This is a genomic window from Streptomyces sp. NPDC052012, assembly GCF_040689265.1.
GTDB lineage: Bacteria > Actinomycetota > Actinomycetes > Streptomycetales > Streptomycetaceae > Streptomyces.
Genome location: NZ_JBFAXA010000002.1, coordinates 534,395 through 554,428, shown reverse-complemented (window position 1 = coordinate 554,428; position 20,034 = coordinate 534,395). Strand labels below are relative to the sequence as shown.

At 71.6% G+C, this 20,034-nt stretch carries 17 protein-coding genes; 7 read left to right on the top strand and 10 right to left on the bottom strand.

Translation table 11 applies throughout. The features are described from left to right. Positions 1–182 precede the first annotated feature (182 nt). From AB0412_RS06060 to AB0412_RS06050, 3 genes are read right to left on the bottom strand one after another with little or no spacing between them, the layout of a single operon-like run. The gene (locus AB0412_RS06060) at positions 183–932 is read right to left on the bottom strand and encodes a succinate dehydrogenase/fumarate reductase iron-sulfur subunit (RefSeq protein ID WP_366401263.1); all 750 of its coding nucleotides are present in this window, start codon (positions 930–932) and stop codon (positions 183–185) included. Beyond that, positions 929–2,878 carry a fumarate reductase/succinate dehydrogenase flavoprotein subunit gene (locus tag AB0412_RS06055; RefSeq protein WP_366401262.1) on the bottom strand — a complete coding sequence of 650 codons (1,950 nt, stop codon included), beginning with the start codon at positions 2,876–2,878 and terminating at the stop codon, positions 929–931. The genes AB0412_RS06060 and AB0412_RS06055 overlap by 4 nt, the downstream gene beginning before the upstream one ends. A 1-nt stretch (position 2,879) precedes the next feature. Further along, positions 2,880–3,551, bottom strand: coding sequence for a succinate dehydrogenase (locus AB0412_RS06050; RefSeq protein WP_366401261.1), 672 nt, complete (start codon positions 3,549–3,551; stop codon positions 2,880–2,882). 131 nt (positions 3,552–3,682) lie between these two features. Here AB0412_RS06050 and AB0412_RS06045 point away from each other — a divergent pair, with 131 nt between their 5' ends. Further along, positions 3,683–4,567, top strand: a complete 885-nt coding sequence (locus AB0412_RS06045) for a LysR substrate-binding domain-containing protein (RefSeq protein WP_366401260.1) — start codon at positions 3,683–3,685, stop codon at positions 4,565–4,567. Between the two features lie 84 nt (positions 4,568–4,651). Here the strand turns inward: AB0412_RS06045 and AB0412_RS06040 are convergent, their stop codons facing one another. The 3 genes from AB0412_RS06040 to AB0412_RS06030 form a co-directional block, all read right to left on the bottom strand. Then, positions 4,652–6,796: an EAL domain-containing protein gene (locus AB0412_RS06040; protein ID WP_366401259.1), complete on the bottom strand. Its 2,145-nt coding sequence runs from the start codon at positions 6,794–6,796 to the stop codon at positions 4,652–4,654. Next, positions 6,793–7,605: an SAM-dependent methyltransferase gene (locus AB0412_RS06035; protein WP_366401258.1), complete on the bottom strand. Its 813-nt coding sequence runs from the start codon at positions 7,603–7,605 to the stop codon at positions 6,793–6,795. The genes AB0412_RS06040 and AB0412_RS06035 overlap by 4 nt, the downstream gene beginning before the upstream one ends. A gap of 256 nt (positions 7,606–7,861) precedes the next feature. Then, entirely contained in the window at positions 7,862–8,797 is a 936-nt protein-coding gene (locus AB0412_RS06030) for an SCO0930 family lipoprotein (RefSeq protein ID WP_366401257.1), read from the bottom strand. 278 nt (positions 8,798–9,075) lie between these two features. Between AB0412_RS06030 and AB0412_RS06025 the strand changes: the two genes are divergently transcribed. The 3 genes from AB0412_RS06025 (at position 9,076) to AB0412_RS06015 (ending at position 11,248) form a co-directional block, all read left to right on the top strand. Continuing rightward, the gene (locus AB0412_RS06025; RefSeq protein ID WP_366401256.1) at positions 9,076–9,669 is read left to right on the top strand and encodes a hypothetical protein; all 594 of its coding nucleotides are present in this window, start codon (positions 9,076–9,078) and stop codon (positions 9,667–9,669) included. A 24-nt stretch (positions 9,670–9,693) separates the two neighbouring features. Next, a complete protein-coding gene (locus tag AB0412_RS06020) occupies positions 9,694–10,452 on the top strand; it encodes a DUF4239 domain-containing protein (protein ID WP_366401255.1) in 759 nt (252 codons plus the stop codon). Between the two features lie 196 nt (positions 10,453–10,648). Next, entirely contained in the window at positions 10,649–11,248 is a 600-nt protein-coding gene (locus AB0412_RS06015; RefSeq protein WP_366401254.1) for a hypothetical protein, read from the top strand. 85 nt (positions 11,249–11,333) lie between these two features. On the opposite strand, the gene AB0412_RS06010 is transcribed toward AB0412_RS06015, so the two are convergent. Next, a complete protein-coding gene (locus AB0412_RS06010; RefSeq protein ID WP_366401253.1) occupies positions 11,334–11,831 on the bottom strand; it encodes a hypothetical protein in 498 nt (165 codons plus the stop codon). 332 nt (positions 11,832–12,163) lie between these two features. On the opposite strand from AB0412_RS06010, the gene AB0412_RS06005 reads away from it, so the two are divergent. Next, positions 12,164–12,832 carry a class F sortase gene (locus AB0412_RS06005; protein WP_366401252.1) on the top strand — a complete coding sequence of 223 codons (669 nt, stop codon included), beginning with the start codon at positions 12,164–12,166 and terminating at the stop codon, positions 12,830–12,832. 45 nt (positions 12,833–12,877) lie between these two features. On the opposite strand, the gene AB0412_RS06000 is transcribed toward AB0412_RS06005, so the two are convergent. Both AB0412_RS06000 and lysX read right to left on the bottom strand, forming a co-directional pair. Further along, a complete protein-coding gene (locus AB0412_RS06000; protein WP_366401251.1) occupies positions 12,878–13,720 on the bottom strand; it encodes a polysaccharide deacetylase family protein in 843 nt (280 codons plus the stop codon). Between the two features lie 87 nt (positions 13,721–13,807). Beyond that, positions 13,808–17,086: a bifunctional lysylphosphatidylglycerol synthetase/lysine--tRNA ligase LysX gene (gene lysX, locus AB0412_RS05995; protein ID WP_366401250.1), complete on the bottom strand. Its 3,279-nt coding sequence runs from the start codon at positions 17,084–17,086 to the stop codon at positions 13,808–13,810. Between the two features lie 96 nt (positions 17,087–17,182). On the opposite strand from lysX, the gene AB0412_RS05990 reads away from it, so the two are divergent. Both AB0412_RS05990 and AB0412_RS05985 read left to right on the top strand, forming a co-directional pair. Then, the gene (locus AB0412_RS05990; protein WP_366401249.1) at positions 17,183–17,644 is read left to right on the top strand and encodes a universal stress protein; all 462 of its coding nucleotides are present in this window, start codon (positions 17,183–17,185) and stop codon (positions 17,642–17,644) included. A 106-nt stretch (positions 17,645–17,750) separates the two neighbouring features. Further along, positions 17,751–19,187, top strand: a complete 1,437-nt coding sequence (locus AB0412_RS05985; protein WP_366401248.1) for an amino acid permease — start codon at positions 17,751–17,753, stop codon at positions 19,185–19,187. Here AB0412_RS05985 and AB0412_RS05980 read toward each other — a convergent pair. Continuing rightward, a complete protein-coding gene (locus AB0412_RS05980) occupies positions 19,184–19,999 on the bottom strand; it encodes an alpha/beta hydrolase (protein WP_366401247.1) in 816 nt (271 codons plus the stop codon). The genes AB0412_RS05985 and AB0412_RS05980 overlap by 4 nt on opposite strands. Positions 20,000–20,034: the final 35 nt, after the last annotated feature.

Sequence of the window (20,034 nt, the reverse complement as noted above, 5' to 3'; positions counted from 1 at the left end):
CTCCTGGTCACGCGCCGGAACGGGGAGCTGGGGACACCCCTGTTTCTTCCGACACCGGTTGGCGCGTACGTGACCTGCGCGGGGAGCGCGGGTGTGGGCTTGCTGAATACCAGACGGGGCCGGGAGGAGCACCACTCCCGGCCCCGCCCGTCCGCACGTCTCGGCGAACGTCTCCTACGGCGCTACCGCTTCGAAACCTTCCGTGTAGCCCGCAGCCACTCCTTGTTCATGCTGGTGATGGACATGAGCGGAATCCCCTTGGGACAAGCGGTCGCACACTCACCCGTGAGCGTGCACCCCCCGAACCCCTCCTCGTCCATCTGCGCCACCATGTCCAGCACCCGGGTCTCCCGCTCGGGCGCACCTTGCGGCAGCACGTTCAGGTGATTGACCTTCGCCGACGTGAACAGCATCGCCGCCCCGTTGGGACAGGCCGCCACACACGCCCCGCACCCGATGCACTCCGCGTGCTCGAACGCGAAGTCGGCGTCCGGCTTGGGCACCGGCGTGGCATGCGCCTCCGGCGCGGATCCGGTCGGTGCCGTGATGTACCCGCCGGCCTGGATGATCCGGTCGAAGGCGGACCGGTCCACCACCAGGTCCTTGATCACCGGGAAGGCCGACGCCCTCCACGGCTCGATGTCGATCGTGTCGCCGTCCTTGAAGGACCGCATGTGCAGCTGGCACGTGGTGGTCCGCTCGGGCCCGTGCGCGTCGCCGTTGATGACGAGGGAGCACGCGCCGCAGATGCCCTCGCGGCAGTCGTGGTCGAAGGCGACCGGCTCCTCACCGCGCAGGATGAGGTCCTCGTTGAGCGTGTCGAGCATCTCCAGGAACGACATGTCGGGCGAGATGCCGTCCACCTCGTACGTGGACATGGCGCCGTCGGCGTCGGCGTTCTTCTGCCGCCAGACGCGCAGGGTGAGCTTCATGCGTAGCTCCGCTGGGTGGGGTGGACGTACTCGAAGACCAGGTCTTCCTTGTGCAGGACGGGGGCGGAGCCCGTGCCGGTGAACTCCCAGGCCGCCGCGTACGAGAACTCCTCGTCCTTGCGGGCCGCCTCCCCGTCCGGTGTCTGGGACTCCTCCCGGAAGTGACCGCCGCAGGACTCCGTGCGGTGCAGCGCGTCGAGGCACATCAGCTCGGCGAGCTCCAGGTAGTCGACGATGCGGTTGGCCTTCTCCAGCGACTGGTTGAACTCCTCGCCCGTGCCCGGGACCTTGATGCGCCGCCAGAACTCCTCGCGGATCTGCGGGATGCGCTCCAGCGCCTTGCGCAGCCCGGAGTCGCTGCGGGCCATACCGCAGAACTCCCACATCAGCTCGCCGAGTTCGCGGTGGAAGGAGTCGGGGGTGCGGTCGCCGTCGACGGACAGCAGCAGGTGCAGCCGGTCCTCCGTCTCGGCCAGCACCTCCTGGACCACCGGGTGGCCGGCGTCCACCTCGTCCTGGTGCGGGTTGCGGGCCAGGTAGTCGTTGATCGTGGCCGGCAGCACGAAGTAGCCGTCGGCCAGCCCCTGCATGAGGGCGGAGGCGCCGAGCCGGTTCGCGCCGTGGTCGGAGAAGTTGGCCTCGCCGATCGCGAACAGGCCGGGGATGCTGGTCTGCAGGTCGTAGTCGACCCACAGTCCGCCCATCGTGTAGTGCACGGCGGGGTAGATCCGCATCGGCACCTCGTACGGATCCTCGTCGGTGATCCGCTGGTACATGTCGAAGAGATTGCCGTACTTGGCCTCGACGGCCCCCCGGCCCATCCGCTTGATGGCGTCCGCGAAGTCCAGGTACACGCCCTGGCCGCCGGGGCCCACTCCACTGCCCTCGTCGCAGACGTTCTTGGCGGCGCGGGAGGCGATGTCGCGCGGCACGAGGTTGCCGAAGGACGGGTAGATGCGCTCCAGGTAGTAGTCGCGCTCGTCCTCCGGGATCTGGTGCGGCGGCCTGGTGTCGCCCTTCGCCTTCGGCACCCAGATCCGGCCGTCGTTGCGCAGCGACTCGCTCATCAGCGTCAGCTTGGACTGGTGGTCGCCGGTGCGCGGGATGCAGGTGGGGTGGATCTGCGTGAAGCAGGGGTTGGCGAAGTACGCGCCGCGCCGGTGCGCCCGCCAGATCGCGGTCGCGTTGGAGTTCATGGCGTTGGTGGACAGGTAGAAGACGTTGCCGTAGCCGCCGCTCGCCAGGACGACGGCGTCGGCGAAGTACGTGTCGATCTTCCCGGTGATCAGGTCCCGCGCGACGATGCCGCGCGCCCGCCCGTCGACGACGATCAGGTCGAGCATCTCGGTCCGCGGGTGCATCTCGACGTTGCCGGCCGCGATCTGCCGGCTGAGCGCCTGATAGGCACCGAGGAGGAGCTGCTGCCCGGTCTGGCCGCGGGCGTAGAAGGTCCGCGACACCTGCACGCCGCCGAAGGAGCGGGTGTCGAGCAGACCGCCGTACTCACGGGCGAAGGGCACGCCCTGCGCCACGCACTGGTCGATGATCTCGACGGAGATCTGCGCGAGGCGGTGGACGTTCGATTCGCGGGCCCGGAAGTCGCCGCCCTTGACGGTGTCGTAGAACAGGCGGTGGATCGAGTCGCCGTCGTTGCGGTAGTTCTTGGCGGCGTTGATGCCGCCCTGCGCGGCGATGGAGTGGGCGCGACGCGGGGAGTCCTGGTAGCAGAACTGGACGACGCGGTAGCCCTGTTCGGCGAGGGTCGCGCCGGCCGAGCCGCCCGCGAGGCCCGTCCCCACCACGATCACCGTGTGCTTGCGCCGGTTGGCGGGGTTGACGAGCTTGGCCTCGAAGCGGCGCCGGTCCCAGCGCTCGTGGATCGGGCCGGCGGGGGCCTTGGTGTCGGCGACCGGGTCGCCCGTCGTGTAGGTCACGTAGTCGGTCATGTCAGCTCACCACTCCGGTCATGACGGCCACGGGTACGGCGAGGAAGCCGGCCGTGAGCAGCAGCGCGAGGGCGTTGGCAGTGGCCTTGAGGGCCCGGTCGCGGGTGCGGCTGCCGGCGCCGAGGGTCTGGGCGGCACTCCAGAAGCCGTGCCGGATGTGCAGGCCGACGGCGAGCATCGCGACGATGTAGATGACGTTGCCGTACCAGGTGGAGAACGTGTCCACGACATTCTCGTACGGCCGCCCGGACTGGAAGCCTCCGGAGTGCACGTGCCCGGTGGTCAGATCGAGGATGTGCCAGACGATGAAGAGGCCGAGGATGATCCCGCCCCAGCGCATGGTGCGCGTCGCATAGCTCGCCCGGGGCTTGGAGTGCACGTACTTGCGGGGGCGTGCCTTGATGTCGCGGCGGCTGAGCTGGTACGCGGAGACGGCGTGCGCGACGACGGCGACGACGAGGACGATCCGGACCAGCCACAGGGTCCACTCGTAGTGCATGAAGGGCTCGCCGACGGTGCGCAGCCAGTGCGCGTAGTGGTTGAACTCACCGGCCCCGAAGAAGATCTTCAGATTCCCGATCATGTGGACGACCAGGTACAGCAGCATGATCAGCCCGCTGACCGCCATCACGGTCTTCTTGCCGACGGTCGAGTCCCACACGGTGCGTGCCATGGACGGCCGTCGGTCCGTCCGCGTTGCCAGAGCCATGGCACAAGACGCTAGGGGGCTGGGGGCCCATCGGTCCAAGACATGGTGCAGCTCGTTTCGATAGAGATTCTCTATCGCGGGTCTACGATGGCTGCATGCAGTTCCAGCAGCTCCAGTACTTCGTGGCGGTCGCCGAGGCCCGGCACTTCACCCGGGCCGCCGAGGCGGTGCATGTGGCGCAGCCGTCGCTGTCGCAGCAGATCAAGGCGCTGGAGCGGGAGCTGGGCGCGGATCTGTTCCTGAGGGCGCGGGGCAACATCACGCTGACCGACGCGGGCGAGGCGCTGCTGCCGCTGGCCCGGCGGATCCTGGCCGACGCGGACACGGCCCGGCACGAGGTGCAGGAGCTGGTGCAGCTGCGCAGCGGGCGGGTGCGGCTGGGCGCGACGCCGAGTCTGTGCACGGGTCTGCTGCCGGATGTGCTGCGGGCCTTCCACGACCGCTATCCGGGCATCCGGCTGCTGATCGAGGAGGGCGGTTCTCACGACCTGGTGCGGGAGCTGGCGCGCGGTGCGCTGGACCTGGCGCTGGTGGTGCTGCCGCTGCCGACGCCGTCGCCGGCGCTGACGACGGTGGAACTGCTGCGAGAGGACCTGGTCGTGGTGTCCTCCCCGGACGCGCCCAAGCCGGGGCGCGGGCGGCGTACGGTCGGGATCGCCGAGCTGGAGGGCGAGCGGCTGGTGATGTTCCGGCACGGCTATGACCTGCGGGAGCTGACCGTCGCGGCGTGTCGCTCCGCTGGATTCGAGCCGGATTTCGCGGTGGAGGGGGGTGAGATGGATGCGGTGCTGGGGTTTGTGCGGGCAGGGCTGGGGATCGCCGTGGTGCCGCGGATGGTGGCGTCACGGGCGGGGCGCGGGCTACGGGTCACTCCGCTGGCGCGGCCGGGCTTGCACCGCACCATCGCCCTGGCTCACCGAAGCGATGTGGCTCCACCTCGGGCTGCGCGGGAGCTTCAGAGGATGCTGTTGGAGAGGTGACGGTTCCCGGGAGTGCCGTAGGGGTTGAGTGTCGTTCGGGTGTGCGGGTGCATGGTGGTTGATCGCGCGGTTGCCCGCGCCCCTTCAGGGGGTTGCATCCGCCAGGGTCAGATCATGGAGCCTTTCCGGGGGGCCCGGGCGGGCGTAGTACCAGCCCTGGGCCGTGTCGCAGCCGAGTATGCGGAGCTGTTCGGCCTGGGCGCCTGTCTCGACGCCCTCGACCGTGACCGCGAGGTCGAGGCTGTGGGCCAGGGCGACGATGCCCTCCACGATCTTGAGGTCGACCGGGTCCGCCGGGAACTGCTGCATGCTCTGGGTGAAGGAGCGGTCCAGTTTGAGCACGCTCACCGGCAGGCGGCGCAGGTTGGCGAGGTTGGAGTAGCCGGTGCCGAAGTCGTCCAGGGCGATGTCGACGCCCATCTCGGCGAGGCGGCGCAGGGGTTTGAGGAGGTCGTCGTCGGCGCCGATCAGTGCGGACTCGGTGACCTCCAGGCAGAGCGCGTTCGGTTCGACGCCGGTGCGTTCGAGGATCTCGACGGTGTCCTGGACGAGTCCGGGGTGGGTGAGCTGGCAGGGCGAGAGGTTCACGTTGATGCGGAGCGGGCCGAGGGCGTCGGCGCCGCCGTTGCGTTCCCGCCACTCGCGGGCCTGACGTACCGACTGCTCCAGGACCCACCGGCCGAGGGGGACGATCAGCCCGGTGTGCTCGGCGAGCGGGATGAAGCGGTCGGGGGACAGGACACCGTGCTGCGGGTGCAGCCAGCGGACCAGGGCCTCGGCGCCGCGGACGCTGCCGTCGCCGAGGTGCACCAGCGGCTGGTACTCGATGAAGAACTCGCCGCGTTCCAGGGCCGTCGGCAGCGCGGTGGTCAGCCCGTGCCGGGTGATGGCGCGGGCGTCCGCCTCCGGGTCGGCGAGCTCGAAGCGGTTGCCGCCCGCCGACTTGGCCCGGTACATGGTGATGTCGGCGCTGCGCAGCACCTCCGCCGCGCTGCGCTCACCGGCCGGGCCCTCGACGATGCCGATGCTGCCGCGCACGGTCAGTTCGCGGCCGTCGATGCTGATGGGGGCGAGCAGCGCGTTCATGATGCGGGCGGCGAGCTCGTCGACCGTGCGCCGGGTGTCGGGGCCGGTGGTCAGGGCCACGAACTCGTCGCCGCCGAGCCGGGCGACCATCTCGCCGGGCGCGGTGGCGCAGGACTGGAGCCGGTCGGCCACCTCGACGAGGAGGCGGTCACCGGCCGCGTGGCCGAGGCTGTCGTTGACGGTCTTGAAGCCGTCCAGGTCGAGGTAGCACAGGCCGAACCGCTGGCCCTCGCCGGCGCTCAGCGCCTTCTCCAGGCGCTCGAAGAAGAACGTCCGGTTGGGCAGGCCGGTCAGCGCGTCGTGGGTGGCCTCGTAGCGCAGGCGGAGGTTGAGCAGGCGCCGCTCGGTGGTGTCCTCCATGAGGGCCAGCTGGTACTGCGGGTTGCCGTCGGCGTCCCGCAGCAGGGAGACCGTCAGGTTGGTCCACAGGACCGTTCCGTCAGGCCGGTAGAACGCCTTCTCCACGTGGTAGTGCTCGCGCTCGCCGCGCACCAGCTCCTCGTACAGCTTCCAGACCTGCGGGGCGTCGTCGGGGTGGGTCCACTGGATGACGTTGCGGCCGCGCAGGGTCTGCTCGGACAGCCCGAACATGCGCCGCAGGGCGCCGTTGACCTGCAGGACGTTGCCCTCGAGGTCGGCGATGCCGATCCCTATGGCCGCGCCTTCGAACACCGCGCGGAACCGGGCCTCGGTGGCGTGCAGGGCCTGCGCCACGACGCCCTGGGCGCGGAGCGCGGCCTCGGCGATGGACTCCTGCTCGGCCAGGGTCCGCCGGCGCAGCGCCTCGGCGAACCCGGCGGCCATGGCGTGCTGCAGCCGGGCGCAGCGTGCCCGGAGGTCCTCGCGGTCGCCGTCGCCGCCGCAGTACAGCACCAGGTAGGCGTCCACGCAGTCGAGGGTGCGGCTCAGGGCGTCCGGGTCGGTGCAGTGCGCCTCCACCAGGGCGGCGCCGGCCGCCCGGCCCGCCTCGGCGTCGAAGACCCGTGCGTGCAGCGCCTCGCTCAACCGCCGGGCCGCAGGAAGCAGTTGCTCCTCCAGCTCGGGCCGGGTCGACGACGTCGACGTCACCGGGAAGACCGCCCGGCTCCAGATCGTCGCGAACCGGCGCAGTCTGTCCTCCGGCCCGTCCGGCTGTGCGCTCACGCCTTGCGCCCCACGCCCGCGAAACCGGAGAACGCGTAGGGATCCTCGTCCTCCGGTGCGGTGTCCGGCCGCCAGCGCGGCGGCGACACCAGTCCGGGTTCCACCATGTCGTACCCCTCGAAGAACCGCGCGATCTCGTCGCGCGAGCGCATGATCAGCGGGTTGCGGATGTTCCGGTAGACGTCCACCGCTCCCCCGGCCCGCTCCGGCGGCAGCGGTATGCCCTCGTAGGAGGCATGGGTGAGCACGAGCATGCTGCCGGGCGCGAGGGCCTCGCGCAGTTCGGCCACCGCCGCATACGGGTCGTCCGCGTCTTCCACGAAGTGAAGTATGGCAACGAGAAGCAGCGCGACTGGCCGATTCAGGTCGATCAGTCGGTGCACCTCGGGGCTGTCCAGGATCTCCCGGGGCTTGCGGAGATCCGCGGCGAGGATGCCCGTGTTGTCGTCACCCTCCAGAACCGCCTGGCTGTGGGCCACGGCGACCGGATCGTGGTCGACGTACATCACCCGCGCCGCGGGGTCGGCCTCCTGCGCCACCTCGTGCACGTTTCCGAAGGTGGGGATTCCGGAGCCGATGTCCAGGAACTGGCCGATCCCCTCGCCGACCGCGTACCGCACCGCCCGCCGCATGAACGCCCGGTTCGCCTGCATGATCTTGGGCAGTCCCGGCATGAACTCCATGGCCCTGCGGGCCGCTTCCCGGTCGACCTCGAAGTTGTGCGAACCGCCCAGGTAGTAGTCGTACATCCGGGAGACGCTGGGCACCGTGATGTCGATGCTCCGCGGGGCCCAGGCGGGACGCTCCATGTATCTCTCCGAGGCTCAGGCGATCCGGTGTTCGAGCAGAGGCTACTGATCGCCCGCCAAAGCGGCGACCCGAAACGGAAATTGACCATCCGTTCCCGGTCACTGCCAGCGGCACGTGCGCGTACTGAACCTCGGATCAGCAGGAAGATTCCCGGCTCTTCCGGCTGTTCACAGCAAAACGGTCCGCCCCTGCGCGCAAGGCGGAGGGGCGGACCGGGGTCGGGGCGCCGGAGTGGACGACACCCTGGGGAGGTTGCTACTTCTCCGGCGCTCCGACCGGCTTTCCGTCGGGCCGTACGGCGTACCAGGTGCCGCCGACGCCCTGACCGTTGGTGTCGCCGGGCGCCTTGTCGCCGGCGAAGGTGTAGATGGGCCAGCAGTTGATCGTCTGCTGGTCGGCGCCGTCCGGGCGGGTGAAGGTCATGTAGCCCTTCTTCTGGATGCCCTTGGTGTCCTCGAAGTCGACCGGCGCCACCACCGGCCACTTCTGCAGGCACTCGCCCGTGCAGGCGGAGACGGGCTCCGGCCAGGCCTCGTCCTTCATGAAGCGGTAGACGGTCATGCCGTTCTTGTCGACGACGATCTCACCGAGCTTCGGGTCCTTGCGGGTGGACAGGCCGGCCTGCTCGGCCGCCTGGGCCTTCTTGCCCTCGGGGTTCAGCGCGTACCACTTGCCGCCCACGCCCTGGCCCTTGACGTCACCGGCGTTGATGTCCTTGACGTAACGGTAGGCGGGCCAGCCGCCGATGGTGAGCTGCTTGGTGCCGTCGGCCCGGGTGACCTCACCGAGCAGCGACTCGTCGATGCCCTCACCGGCCGAGGCGTCGTCGGCGGGCACCGGCGGCCAGGTCGTGGCGCAGTCGCCGTCGCAGTTGGACTTGGGCGGCTCGGCGGCGTCCTGGTCGAAGCGGTAGAGGGTGCGGCCGAGGCCGTCGGTCACCACCTTGCCGAGCTCGGCGTTGGTCGAGACGGCCAGCTTGCCGCCGGAATCGGCCGGGCCGGTCGAGGCCTGGGCGTCGCCACCGGGCGCCTTGCCGGCCCCGCTGCCGGCACCGGCGTAGTCCCCGGCTCCGGCCGTGGCGCCCACGTTCTGGCTGCTTGCCGGCGGAGCGTCCTGACCGCAGGCCGTCGTCAGGGCCAGCACCGCCGCGGCGCTCGCCACGAGCGAGGCGGTCCGCCAGGAGGTCTTCATCGTCAACTCCACATCATCGCAAGGGTGTTGTGTTGCAGCGCCCTGCTGTGCCGCCGCTCGACGATGGGTACGCACGGGAGCACCTGTTGTGTTCAACAGGTGCGCACTTTTCTTTCCGGGGCGCAGAGCCTCCGGGGGGACGCCTCGCACACCCGTCCTCGTCTCCGGGCGGCCCGGCAGCCGCGGATCGAACCGCAGGTCACCCGGTTTTCCCTCCTTCGGGGCAAAGAGCAGGCGCCCGGGCGTGGTCGGGCCGCTCGCGACTCATGATCTTCGTCGTGCAAGGACTCGTACCGACCCGATCCGCCCTGGCGGCCCGCGCGTTGGCCGCGGCGACCCTGACCTGGGCGCTCGTCGGCGCGCCGGGCGCTGCGGTGGCCGACGCCTGCGCGTACGCCTCGACGGGGCCGGACGGCACGGAGGCGGTGGCGGTCGCGGGCAGCCTCACCTGGCCGGTCCCGCCGTGCTCCCCGCCGCCGTCGCCCACCCCCACCCCGTCACCGACGCCCCCACCCACGCCCACGCCGCCTCCCCCTCCTCCGCCGCCACCCGAACCCACGCCGCCGCCGAAGCCCACCCCGCCCCCGCCGCCGAAGCCGAGCCCGACACCCGCACCCAAGCCGCCGCCTCCCGCCGCCCGCCCGACACCGCCTCCACCAGGTCCCGCCCCGGTGCCGCGCCCGGCACCGGAACCGGCCCCCACCCCGTCGGCCGAGCCCGCACCCCGCCCGTCCGCGACGCCCGTGCACTACCCGCCGTACCGGCCGGCCAGGGCCTCGCGGCCCTCGCGCGGTACCACCTCGCCGCTGACCTTCGTCCTGCTCATCACCACGCCCGCGGTGGTCGCCGTGGCCGCGCTGCGTCCGCGCTGATGCCCGTTCACTCTGGAGGAACCCTTGCCGGAATGGCTTGTTCTCACCCTCGCGATGCTGGCCGCCGGTCTCGTGGTGGTCGTCATCACCGTCGTACGGCACCGCAGGGCGGCCGACGACGAGGACACCAGCGAGACCCCTGACGTCATCGAGTACATGACGATGTGGATCGGGGTGGTCTACGCCATCGTCCTGGGCCTGGCCATCGCCGGTGTCTGGGAAGGGCGCAGCGCCGCGCAGGAACATGTGCGTGCGGAGGCGGCCGCGCTGCACGAGATCACCGAGCGGGTACGGGTCTACCCGCCCGAGGTCCGCGACCGCATCCGCGACGATGTCAACGCCTATGTCGGACATGTGGTCACCACGGAGTGGCGCACCATGGCCGAGAAGGGGGAGGTCACCGAGCGCGGCACCGAGTTGCTGGACCGGGTGCGCCGGGACGTCACCGACTACCGGCCGCGCACGGACTTCGAGGCGCAGGCCTATCAGCCGCTCGTGGACCAGGTGACCGCCGCCGACCAGGCGCGTTCGGCGCGGGCGGAGTCCACCGGTCAGACGATGCCGGGGGTGGTGTGGTTCGGGCTGGTTGCCGGCGCGGTGGTCACCATCGGCATGATCTTCGCGCTGCAGATCCGGCGCACCGGGCGCGAACTGGTCCTGGCCGGGCTGTTCTCGGCGCTGATCGCCTTCCTGCTCTTCCTCATCTGGGACTTCGACGCCCCGTACAGCAGGGGCATCACCGCGTCGGCGGATCCGTTCCGGTATCTCTTCCCGCACGTCTGAGCGCCGGGCACGACAGCGGCCCGGGGGACGCGCGCCGCGCCGTGTGCGTCCCCCGGCCGGCCCACGGCAGTGACCCGTTCGCGCGACTGCGATCGCGCGGCCGTGTGGACCTTCCTAGCGTTTCGGTCATCGAGGTGCCTTCACGGCGCGAGCGGAACAGGACCGCAGCCGTGCCCCGGAACCCGGAGGACTCACCATGCACGCGATACGCGCCGCTTCCGCCGCGCTGCTGGGCGTCGGCGCCCTCACCCTCGCCGCCGCACCGGCCGCCGGTGCCGAGACGGCCGCCGGTGCCCCGCCGGCGGCCGTCTCGGCCGTTTCGGGGGTCTCGGCCGGGGACGGCGACATCACGCCGTTCGGCTTCGGCGTGGAGCCTGCGATCGTCGAGCCGGGTGACGCGGTGACCCTGCGCGTCGAGCGCGACGACGAGCGCTGCAGGGGCCCGGCAAGGATCTCCTCGCCGGTCTTCGACACGGTCGTCGTCCCGCCGACACGCGCGACGGCGACGGCCGTGGTCGACTGGGACGCGCGCACCGGCACGGAGCACCGAGTGGCGTTCACCTGTGACGGGATCACCGGTACCACGACGGTGACCGTGGTCGGCGGCAGCCCGGTCCCGCTGCCCTCCCCCGCCGAGGCGGAGCCGGGCCGTCACCCCGAGGGCGTGCACGCTGGCGCGGGCGGCAGCCTCACCGGGCTCGACCCCGGCAGGACGGGACTGGGCGCCGTGTTCGTCGCCGGCGCTCTGGGGGTGGCGTACCGGCTGTCCCGGCGCGAGCGGCCGCGGGACGGGTGACCGCAGGACTGCGCCCCGGAACCGGTACGGGATTCCGAGGCGCGAGGCCCACGTGCGCGGCACGGCCCCGAGCGGCGCGGCGGGCTCAGATGCGCTTCTCGGCCCGGCGGCGCATCCAGAACACACCGCCGCCGACCACTGCCGCGGCGACCAGCGCACCGCCGATGGCGACGTCGGTCGGCGTCGCCCCGCTGGTGCTGCTGCCGCCGATGCCGCCGCGGACACCGCCGATGACGCTGAAGGCGGCCGGACGGGTCAGGCTGCGACCGGAGCAGTGGACGGTGATGTCGTACGGGCCGGGCCGCGCGTCGGAGTTGACGGTGGCGGTGCCCTTCGCGGTGCTGCTGCCGCCGCTGATCGGCCGGAGCTCCGTCCGCGGGAAGGCATGGGAGGTCGCGTGACCGCCGTTGGGGCAGCCGTCGACGGTGATGGTCAGCTGGCCGCCGGCGGCGATGACGCTGGGCAGGGCGACGATGTTCGACGGGCCGGGGAGCCGGCCTTGGTCGGCGACGGCCGCCGGGGCGGCGAGGCCGAGGACGGCGACGGCGGCACCGGCGGCCGCCAGGGCACGTGGATTGCGCATGTGATCCTCCGCGGAAGGCGCCCCGGGTCCCGTCCCCGGTCGATCGGCGAGAAGCGCCTCCCGGAAAGACATTCGGTGGCAGTGCCGCGACCCGCATGTCGGGAATGGTCCGTCCCGGTGAGGCCGTGCCCCGCGCACCCACCGCATGATCGGATATCGCCGCAGGTCACGGACCGTCAGAAAATCTTATCGGCGGGTCGCCCCGGATGGCGCACCGGTGAACGCCCGGGCCACCCGTTCGCCGCTGCCCCGTCGCCGGTTGCGCACGCGGCACTTAGCGTTCTGCCATGCGCGAGTGACACGGCGACGGCCGTGTCGAGAGGGGAAGGCGAATGTCTGCTTTCGAGGCGGCCGAACTCGAAGAGGAGCAGCGGCCGAAGAAGCGCGCGCCGTGGGGCGTGATAGCGCTGGTTCTGCTCACCGGGCTCGCGCTCGTCCGCAACGGCTCCGGGGAGTTCGACGTGGGCCCGCCGCAGCCCGCCAGCGCGGCCGCCGCCGACAGCCGGACGCCCGCAGGGCTGACGACCGGGACGGCCGCGCCCCTGCCGTTCGGCGTGCCGGACCGGGTGCGGATCCCGGCGATCCAGGTGGACGCGCCGATGATGCCGGTGGGTCTGGACGCCGAGGGCTGGGTGGACGCACCGCCGCCCGAGGACCCCAACCTGGCGGGCTGGTTCAGCGGCGCGGTCTCCCCCGGCGAGAAGGGCACGGCGGTCGTCGTCGGCCATGTGGACAATCAGCAGGGCCCGGCCGTGTTCTACGGCCTGGGCGCGCTGAAGAAGGGCCAGCGCGTCGAGATCGCGCGCCGGGACGGCAAGACGGCGGTGTTCGAGATCTACGGAGTCGAGGTCTTCGCGAAGAACAGCTTCCCCGGTGAGCGGGTGTACGCCTCCAAGGGGGCCGCGGAGGTGCGGGTGATCACCTGTGGCGGCGGGTTCTCGCCGCAGGAGGGTTACGACGGCAACGTCGTCGTCTTCGCCCGCCTGGTCGAGGTCCGCTGAAGCGGCCTCGTCCCGGGCGGGCGGGTCCGGTCCCGTCCGACGGGATCAGACGTACTGCCGGCGGGGCACGCTGATGTGGTAGCCGGAGTCGAGCAGTTGAGGCAGGTAGTCGCGCAGGGCCCGGACACTCTGGGAGCGTTCGCCCCCGGCGTCGTGCGAGAGCACCACGACGCCGGGGGCGGCGCCGTCCTCGACCCGTTCGACGATGGTGCGGGTGCCGGGGCTGGTCCAGTCGAGGGTGTCGACGGTCCAGGCGAGGGGTTCCATGCCCAGTTCCGCGCCGAGCTGGAAGGCGGCGCGGTTCCAGGCGCCGTAGGGGGCGCGGAACCACTCGGGGCGCTCGCCGTAGGCCTTCTCGATGACGTCGCAGGTGCGTTCCATCTCGGAGCGGATGCGGCTGCGGCGCAGACCGGTGAGCAGCGGGTGGGACCAGGTGTGGTTGCCGACGACATGGCCCTCGTCGGCCATCCGCGCCAGCAGGTCCCTGTTCTCGACGGCCATCTCCCCGCACACGAAGAACATCGCGCGCACGTCGTACGCGGCCAGGGTGTCCAGGATGTCCGGGGTGTAGCGGGGGTCGGGGCCGTCGTCGAAGGTCAGCACCATGGTGTTGCCGCGTCCGGACATGCGCAGCAGCGGTGTGCTGCGCACGGGCGTCCGGCCGGGCACGGTACGCGGCGGGCCGTAGCCGGTGAGCGGCTGGAGGCGGTACGCGGACGGCTGGAGCGGGCGGCGTGCGGCCTGGGCGCCGGCGGCGGGCGCCGGCGCCGGGCGTGCCGCCTCCCTGCCGGTACCGGTGGCGAGCGCGCCGGCCAGCCCGGCGGCCCCCATGGCGGCGGCGCCGGCCAGCAACGCCCGGCGCCGCGTGAGGAAGTGATCCTTCTGCATGAGACATCAGTCGCCCAGCGGAAGGCCGACGCACCTCAGCGACACCGGTGTGGCGGCACGAATCCACCCGCTCGGCGCAGCGGTCCGTCAACGGCGGCGTACGAGGGGGAAGGGCAGGGTCTCGCGGATGGTGAGCCCGGTGAGGAACATGACGAGCCGGTCGACGCCGATGCCGAGGCCACCGGTGGGCGGCATGGCGTATTCGAGGGCGTCGAGGAAGTTCTCGTCGAGTTCCATCGCCTCGGGGTCTCCCCCGGCGGCGAGCAGGGACTGGGCGGTGAGGCGGCGGCGCTGTTCCACCGGGTCGGTCAGTTCCGAGTAGGCGGTGCCGAGTTCGGTGCCGAAGGCGACGAGGTCCCAGCGTTCGGCGAGCCGGGGGTCGGTGCGGTGCTGCCGGGTGAGCGGGGAGACGTCGGTCGGGAAGTCCTTGTAGAAGGTGGGCAGTTCCGTCCTCTCCTCGACGAGCCGCTCGTACATCTCCAGGACCACGTCGCCGGGCCCGTCGTCCTCGACGTACGGCACGCCCGCGCGGTCGCACAGGCGGAGCAGTTCGGGCAGTTCGGTGCCGGGGCCGATCTCCTCGCCGAGGGCTTCGCCGATGGCGGCGTGGACCGTCTTGACCGGCCAGGGGCCGGAGATGTCGTACTCCTTGCCGTCCTTGTGGGCGACGGGTGCGCCGAAGGCGGCGGTGGCGGCGCCCTGGATCAGTTCGCGCACGAGGTGCAGCATCACGTCGTAGTCGGCGTGCGCCTGGTAGGCCTCCAGCATGGTGAACTCGGGGTTGTGCTTGTAGGAGACGCCCTCGTTGCGGAAGGTGCGGCCCAGCTCGAAGACCTTCTCCAGGCCGCCCACACACAGCCTTTTCAGATACAGCTCGGGGGCGATGCGCAGATACAGGTCGAGGTCGTAGGCGTTGATGTGGGTGGTGAAGGGGCGGGCGTTGGCGCCGCCGTGGATCTGCTGCAGCATCGGCGTCTCGACCTCGAGGAAGCCGCGCTCCAGCAGGCCCTGGCGCAGGGCCTGGACGGCGGTGGAGCGGTGCCGGATCACCTCGCGGGCCTCGGGGCTCGCCACCAGGTCGAGGTAGCGGCGGCGGACCTTCGCCTCCGGGTCGGCGAGGCCGCGGCGTTTGTCGGGCAGGGGGCGCAGGCATTTGCCGGTGAGCTGCCAGGAGCTGACGAAGACGGTGGGCTCGCCCTTGTCGCTGAGGCCCGCGCGGCCGGTGGCGGTGATGTGGTCGCCGATGTCGGTGTGGGCTCTGAAGCGGGCGAGCGCTGGGCCGGACTCGGCGCGGGTGAGGGCGAGTTGGTGGTCGCCGGACCAGTCGCGCAGGACGGCGAAGACGATGCCGCCGAAGTCGCGCACCAGCATGATCCGTCCGGCGACGGTGACGTCCTGGCCCGGGCGGACCTCGGCGAGGGTGTGGGTGCGGGCCGGCACGCCGACGGGGTAGGGGTCGGTGCCGTCCGCGCGCAGCCGGTCCAGCTTGCGGTGCCGGACGCGGACCTGGTCGGGCAGGTGGGCGAGGGGGTCGGCGGCGTCGGTCTCGTCCCCTCCGGCGAGACCGGGCGCCGCCGAGGACGGCAGGCCCTCCGTGCCGGTGGGCCGCGGTCCGCCCTTCGGGTGCCCCTTTCCGAGGAGTTTGCGCAGGGACGGTACGGACACGAAGCCCTCGGCGACGGCGGAGGCGAGGCCGACGCGGGCGAGGGAGGCGGCGTCGGCGTAGCACAGGAAGCGCGGACACCAGTCGGGGCGGTACTTGGCGTTGGAGCGGTACAGGGCCTCCAGTTGCCACCACCGGGAGAAGAACAGCAGCATGCGCCGCCACAGTCTGAGCACCGGTCCCGCCCCGATGCGGGCGCCCTCCTCGAACGCCGAGCGGAACACGGCGAAGTTGAGGGAGATCCGGCGCACGCCCAGCTTGGGGGCGGCGGCGCACAGTTCGGCGACCATGAACTCGGTGACACCGTTGGGGGCCTCGCGGTCCCGGCGCATCAGGTCCAGGGAGATGCCGTCCCGGCCCCAGGGGACGAAGGAGAGCAGCGCGAGGAGCCGGCCGTCGGCGGCGAGCGCCTCGACGAGGAGGCAGTCGCCGTCGGCGGGGTCGCCGAGCCGGTCGAGGGCCATGGAGAAGCCGCGTTCGGTCTCGGTGTCGCGCCACGCGTCGGCCTTGTCGACGATCTGCCGCATCTCGTCCTCGGTGAGGGTGGCGTGCCGGCGCACCCGGCAGCGGGCACCGGTGCGCCGCACCCGGTTGACCGCCTGCCGGGTGACGCGCATGTCGCGGCCGTCGAGGTCGAAGTCGGGCACGTGCAGCACCGCCTCGTCGCCGAGTTGCAGGGCGCCGAGCCCGGCGCGGACGAAGGCGCGGGCGCCCTCCTCGGAGGCGCCCATCACGGCGGGCGTCCAGGCGTGCCGCCGGGCCACGTCCAGCCAGGCGGCGACGGCGTGCGGCCAGGCCTCCCGGTCTCCGACGGGGTCGCCGCTCGCCAGGCACACCCCGGCCTCGACGCGGTAGGTGACGGCGGCCTTGCCGCTGGGCGAGAAGACGACGGCCTTGTCGCGGCGGGTCGCGAAGTAGCCGAGGGAGTCCTGCTCGCCGTAGGCCCGCAGCAGGGCGCGGATACGGGCCTCCTCGTCACCGTGCAGGGCGGCCTCGAGGCGCTGGGAGCGGAACAAGGTGGCGGCGGCGTTCAGCAGGGCCAGCGCGCCGAACAGGCCGAGGAGGAAGGACAGTGAGCGGGGCGGGCTGCCGTCGAAGGTGCCGCCGGATATGAGGCCGCCGAAGACCCGGTTGGCGGCCCAGGGCAGGCGCTGGCCGGCCGGCAGGCTGCCGGGGAACAGCGCGACGAGACCCCAGCCGACGAGCACCGCCAGGGCGAGCCCGGCGGCGAGCACGGCGAGGGCCCGCCGAACGGCGGCGGGGCGGGAGGCGGCGTAGAACTCGCGCCGGGCGAGGACGAGCAGGCCGAGGGCGAGGGCGCACACGACGAACGACGGGATCGAGTCGGCGTACAGGCCGGCGGCCATGCCGAGGACGTCGGCGAGCAGCAGCAGGGCGAGGTAGACGACGACCAGCCACCAGGCGACCTTCTTGCGGGCGCCGGTCGCGGCGGCGAGCAGGAAGAGGAAGACGGCGTAGGCCAGGTTGGCGCTGACCGGGACGAGCAGCAGCTCCAGCACGTCGACGACGGGCCGCAGCAGGGTGCGCAGCGACGGGACGAGTGCGAGCAGTGCGGACAGTGCGCCGAGGAGGGCGAAGAACACCGCGAACCCTTGGGGCACCCGGCCGAGGACGGCCCGCTCGCGCCGTCGTACCGGCCCCGAGGTGTCCTGGACTCTGCCCGCGTCCACGGTGGCACTCATGATTCCGACTGTAGGAACACCGGCGCGGACTCGCGCGCCGAGCGGGAGTGCGGGCGGGGACTGGGGACGGGGGGAGGTGTTCGATAGCCTCGCGACGTGAGGGAACAGGACTCCCAGCAGTTCGAGCGGGGCACCGACGGGCCCAAGGTGATCGTGGTCGGGGTGGACGGCTCCGACTCCTCGATGCGGGCGGCGGCCTACGCCTCCGGGCTGGCCCGGCGCCAGGGTGCGCTGCTCGCCCTGGTGTACGTGCAGCCGGTGCTGGCGGCGGGCGCGGCGCTGGGGGCGCCGGTGGCCGCGGTCACCGACGAGATCGCCGAGGATCTGATGGCGCAGATCCGGGAGGCGTCCGAGCGGGTGCGGGGGATCTTCGACGTGCGCTGGGAGTTCCACACCTTCCGCGGCGACCCCTACAACGGCCTGGTGAGGGCCGCGGACGACCTCAAGGCGGACGCCGTGGTGGTCGGCGCCTCCGAGCAGGCGGGCCACCGCTTCGTCGGATCGGTGGCGGTCCGGCTGGTGAAGGCGGGGCGCTGGCCGGTGACGGTGGTTCCCTGAGGGACCGGGGGCGCCCGGAGGTGTGCGTGGCGTCTTCCGTCTCGGCCGGGACGAGGGCATCATGATCCGCCGTCAGCCGTTTGCCGATCGCGAAGAGGTGAGGCGCATGGCCGGGCTCCGTATGGGTGAGGGCATTCTCCGCCGCAAACCCATCGAACACATCGAGGAGACGGAAGTCGGGGAGGGCACGCGGCTGGAGCGCACCCTCGGCCTGGGGCAGCTCACCGCGATCGGCGTGGGCGGCATCATCGGCGCGGGCATCTTCACTCTCGCGGGCACCGTGGCCAACGGCACGGCCGGGCCGGCGGTGCTGATCTCCTTCCTCATCGCCGGTGTCGCCAGTGCCGCGGCCGCGCTGTCGTACGCGGAGTTCGCGGGGCTGATCCCGAAGGCGGGCTCGGCGTACACGTACGGGTACGCGGTGCTCGGGGAGCTGGCGGGCTGGTTCATCGGCTGGGACCTGCTGCTGGAGTACACCGCGATCGTGGCGGTGGTCGCGATCGGTATCTCCGGCTACTTCAGCTTCCTGGTCAACGAGATGGGCGCGGACCTGCCGAACTGGATGCTGGGCGCGCCCGGCACCGGTGACGGTCACAAGGTGGACCTGTTCGCGGCGCTGCTGTGTCTGCTCATCGCCTTCCTGCTGAACCTGGGCATCAAGAACGCGGCCCGGTTCGAGACGGTGGTGGTGATCCTGAAGGTCCTGGTCGTGCTGCTGGTGATCGCGGTCGGGGTCTTCCACATCGACACGGCCAACTACAACCCGTTCTTCCCGTACGGGGTGGGCGGCGCGTTCACGGGTGCGGCGACCGTCTTCTTCGCCGTGTTCGGCTACGACGCGATGTCGACGGCGGCCGAGGAGTCCAAGGACGCGCAGCGGCACATGCCGAAGGCGATCATCTACTCGCTGGTGATCTCGATGGTGCTGTACGTGGCGGCCTGTCTGGTGCTGACCGGCATGCAGAACTACACCGAGATCGATCCGGAGAGCGGCTTCTCGACCGCGTTCAAGTCGGTGGGGCTGACCGGGCTCGCGGACGTGATCGCGGTGGGCGCCATCATCGGCATCCTCACGGTGATGTTCACGTTCATGCTGGGTGTGACGCGCGTGTGGTTCGCGATGTCGCGGGACGGGCTGCTGCCCCGCTGGTTCGCCAAGACCCACCCGACGCGGCACGTGCCGACGCGGGTGACGTGGATCGTGGGGGTGGCGTCGGCCGCCATCGCCGGGTTCCTGCCGATCGGCGAGGCGGCCGAGCTGACCAACATCGGCATCCTGCTGGCCTTCGTGGTGGTGTGCACCGCGGTGATCGTGCTGCGCTACCGGCAGCCGGAGCTGCCGCGCAGCTTCCGCACGCCGTGGATGCCGGTGGTGCCGGCGGTGGGCGTGGTGTTCTCGATCTGGCTGATCACGTTCCTTCAGTGGCAGACGTGGGCGCGGTTCGCCGTGTGGTTCGCGCTCGGCCTGGTCATCTACTTCGCGTACTCCTACCGGCGCTCGGAGCTGGCGCGGCGCGAGGAACCGACCGGCAAGCAGCCCTAGAGTCCCGCGAGGAAGTCCAGGAGGACGCGGTTGAAGGTCTCGGGCTGTTCCAGGCAGGTGTAGTGTCCGGCGCCCTCGATCGTCACGGAGCGGCCGTCGCGGACGGCCCGCGCGAGCCGCTCCGCCTCCCCCGTCAGGTCCGCGGGTTCGAGTGAGCCGTTGACGGTGAGCACCGGCACGTCGATCTTCGGCACGCGCTCCCAGGTGCCGGTGACGGGCACGTGCCAGTCCTTCTCGCCCGCGTGGTGCTTGGACATCGTGTGCAGCGCCATCTCCCGCAGCCGGCGCAGGATGTCCGGGTCGATGTCGTCGGGCGTGCGGTGCGGTCCGGGTACGACCCGCAGGAAGGCCGTCAGCCAGCCGTCGAGGTCCCCGGCGCCCAGGGTGCGGGCGTACTCGTCCTGGATCTCCCGGTACCAGGGGTCGGTGTACTGGAACTCGCTGGTCGACGCGCCGCAGGGGACCACCGCGCGGACCAGATCCGGGTGTTCGAGCACGGTGTCGGTGGCGATGGCGCCGCCCATCGACACACCGACCAGGACCGCGGGACCGGCGTCGAGGTGACGCAGCAGGGCGGCGAGATCGTCGGCCCAGCGAAAGGGCGCGGTGGCGTTGGCGGAGAAGCCGTGGCCGCGTACGTCGGGGGCGATGACGCGGTGGTGCTCGGCGAGCACCGGGATCTGCGCCTCGAAGAGGCGGTGGTCGACGTATCCGGAGTGGAGCAGCACGACGGGATCGCCCGCTCCGGTGTCGACGTAGGCCAGGTCGCCGTCGGAGGAGGGGAAGTAGCGGAGTTCGGAAGCAGCCGTCATGACAACCAAGGTGTCATCCTGGCGGAAGTTTGGCA

Excerpts from the sequence above, each read along its gene's own strand:
- AB0412_RS05980 (WP_366401247.1), bottom strand. The coding sequence starts at position 19,999 with ATGACGGCTGCTTCCGAACTCCGCTACTTCCCCTCCTCCGACGGCGAC.
- AB0412_RS06015 (WP_366401254.1), top strand. The coding sequence starts at position 10,649 with ATGCACGCGATACGCGCCGCTTCCGCCGCGCTGCTGGGCGTCGGCGCC.
- AB0412_RS06035 (WP_366401258.1), bottom strand. The coding sequence starts at position 7,605 with ATGGAGCGTCCCGCCTGGGCCCCGCGGAGCATCGACATCACGGTGCCC.
- AB0412_RS06010 (WP_366401253.1), bottom strand. The coding sequence starts at position 11,831 with ATGCGCAATCCACGTGCCCTGGCGGCCGCCGGTGCCGCCGTCGCCGTC.
- AB0412_RS06045 (WP_366401260.1), top strand. The coding sequence starts at position 3,683 with ATGCAGTTCCAGCAGCTCCAGTACTTCGTGGCGGTCGCCGAGGCCCGG.
- AB0412_RS06005 (WP_366401252.1), top strand. The coding sequence starts at position 12,164 with ATGTCTGCTTTCGAGGCGGCCGAACTCGAAGAGGAGCAGCGGCCGAAG.
- AB0412_RS06055 (WP_366401262.1), bottom strand. The coding sequence starts at position 2,878 with ATGACCGACTACGTGACCTACACGACGGGCGACCCGGTCGCCGACACC.
- AB0412_RS06000 (WP_366401251.1), bottom strand. The coding sequence starts at position 13,720 with ATGCAGAAGGATCACTTCCTCACGCGGCGCCGGGCGTTGCTGGCCGGC.
- AB0412_RS05985 (WP_366401248.1), top strand. The coding sequence starts at position 17,751 with ATGGCCGGGCTCCGTATGGGTGAGGGCATTCTCCGCCGCAAACCCATC.
- lysX (WP_366401250.1), bottom strand. The coding sequence starts at position 17,086 with ATGAGTGCCACCGTGGACGCGGGCAGAGTCCAGGACACCTCGGGGCCG.
- AB0412_RS06030 (WP_366401257.1), bottom strand. The coding sequence starts at position 8,797 with ATGAAGACCTCCTGGCGGACCGCCTCGCTCGTGGCGAGCGCCGCGGCG.
- AB0412_RS06060 (WP_366401263.1), bottom strand. The coding sequence starts at position 932 with ATGAAGCTCACCCTGCGCGTCTGGCGGCAGAAGAACGCCGACGCCGAC.
- AB0412_RS06050 (WP_366401261.1), bottom strand. The coding sequence starts at position 3,551 with ATGGCACGCACCGTGTGGGACTCGACCGTCGGCAAGAAGACCGTGATG.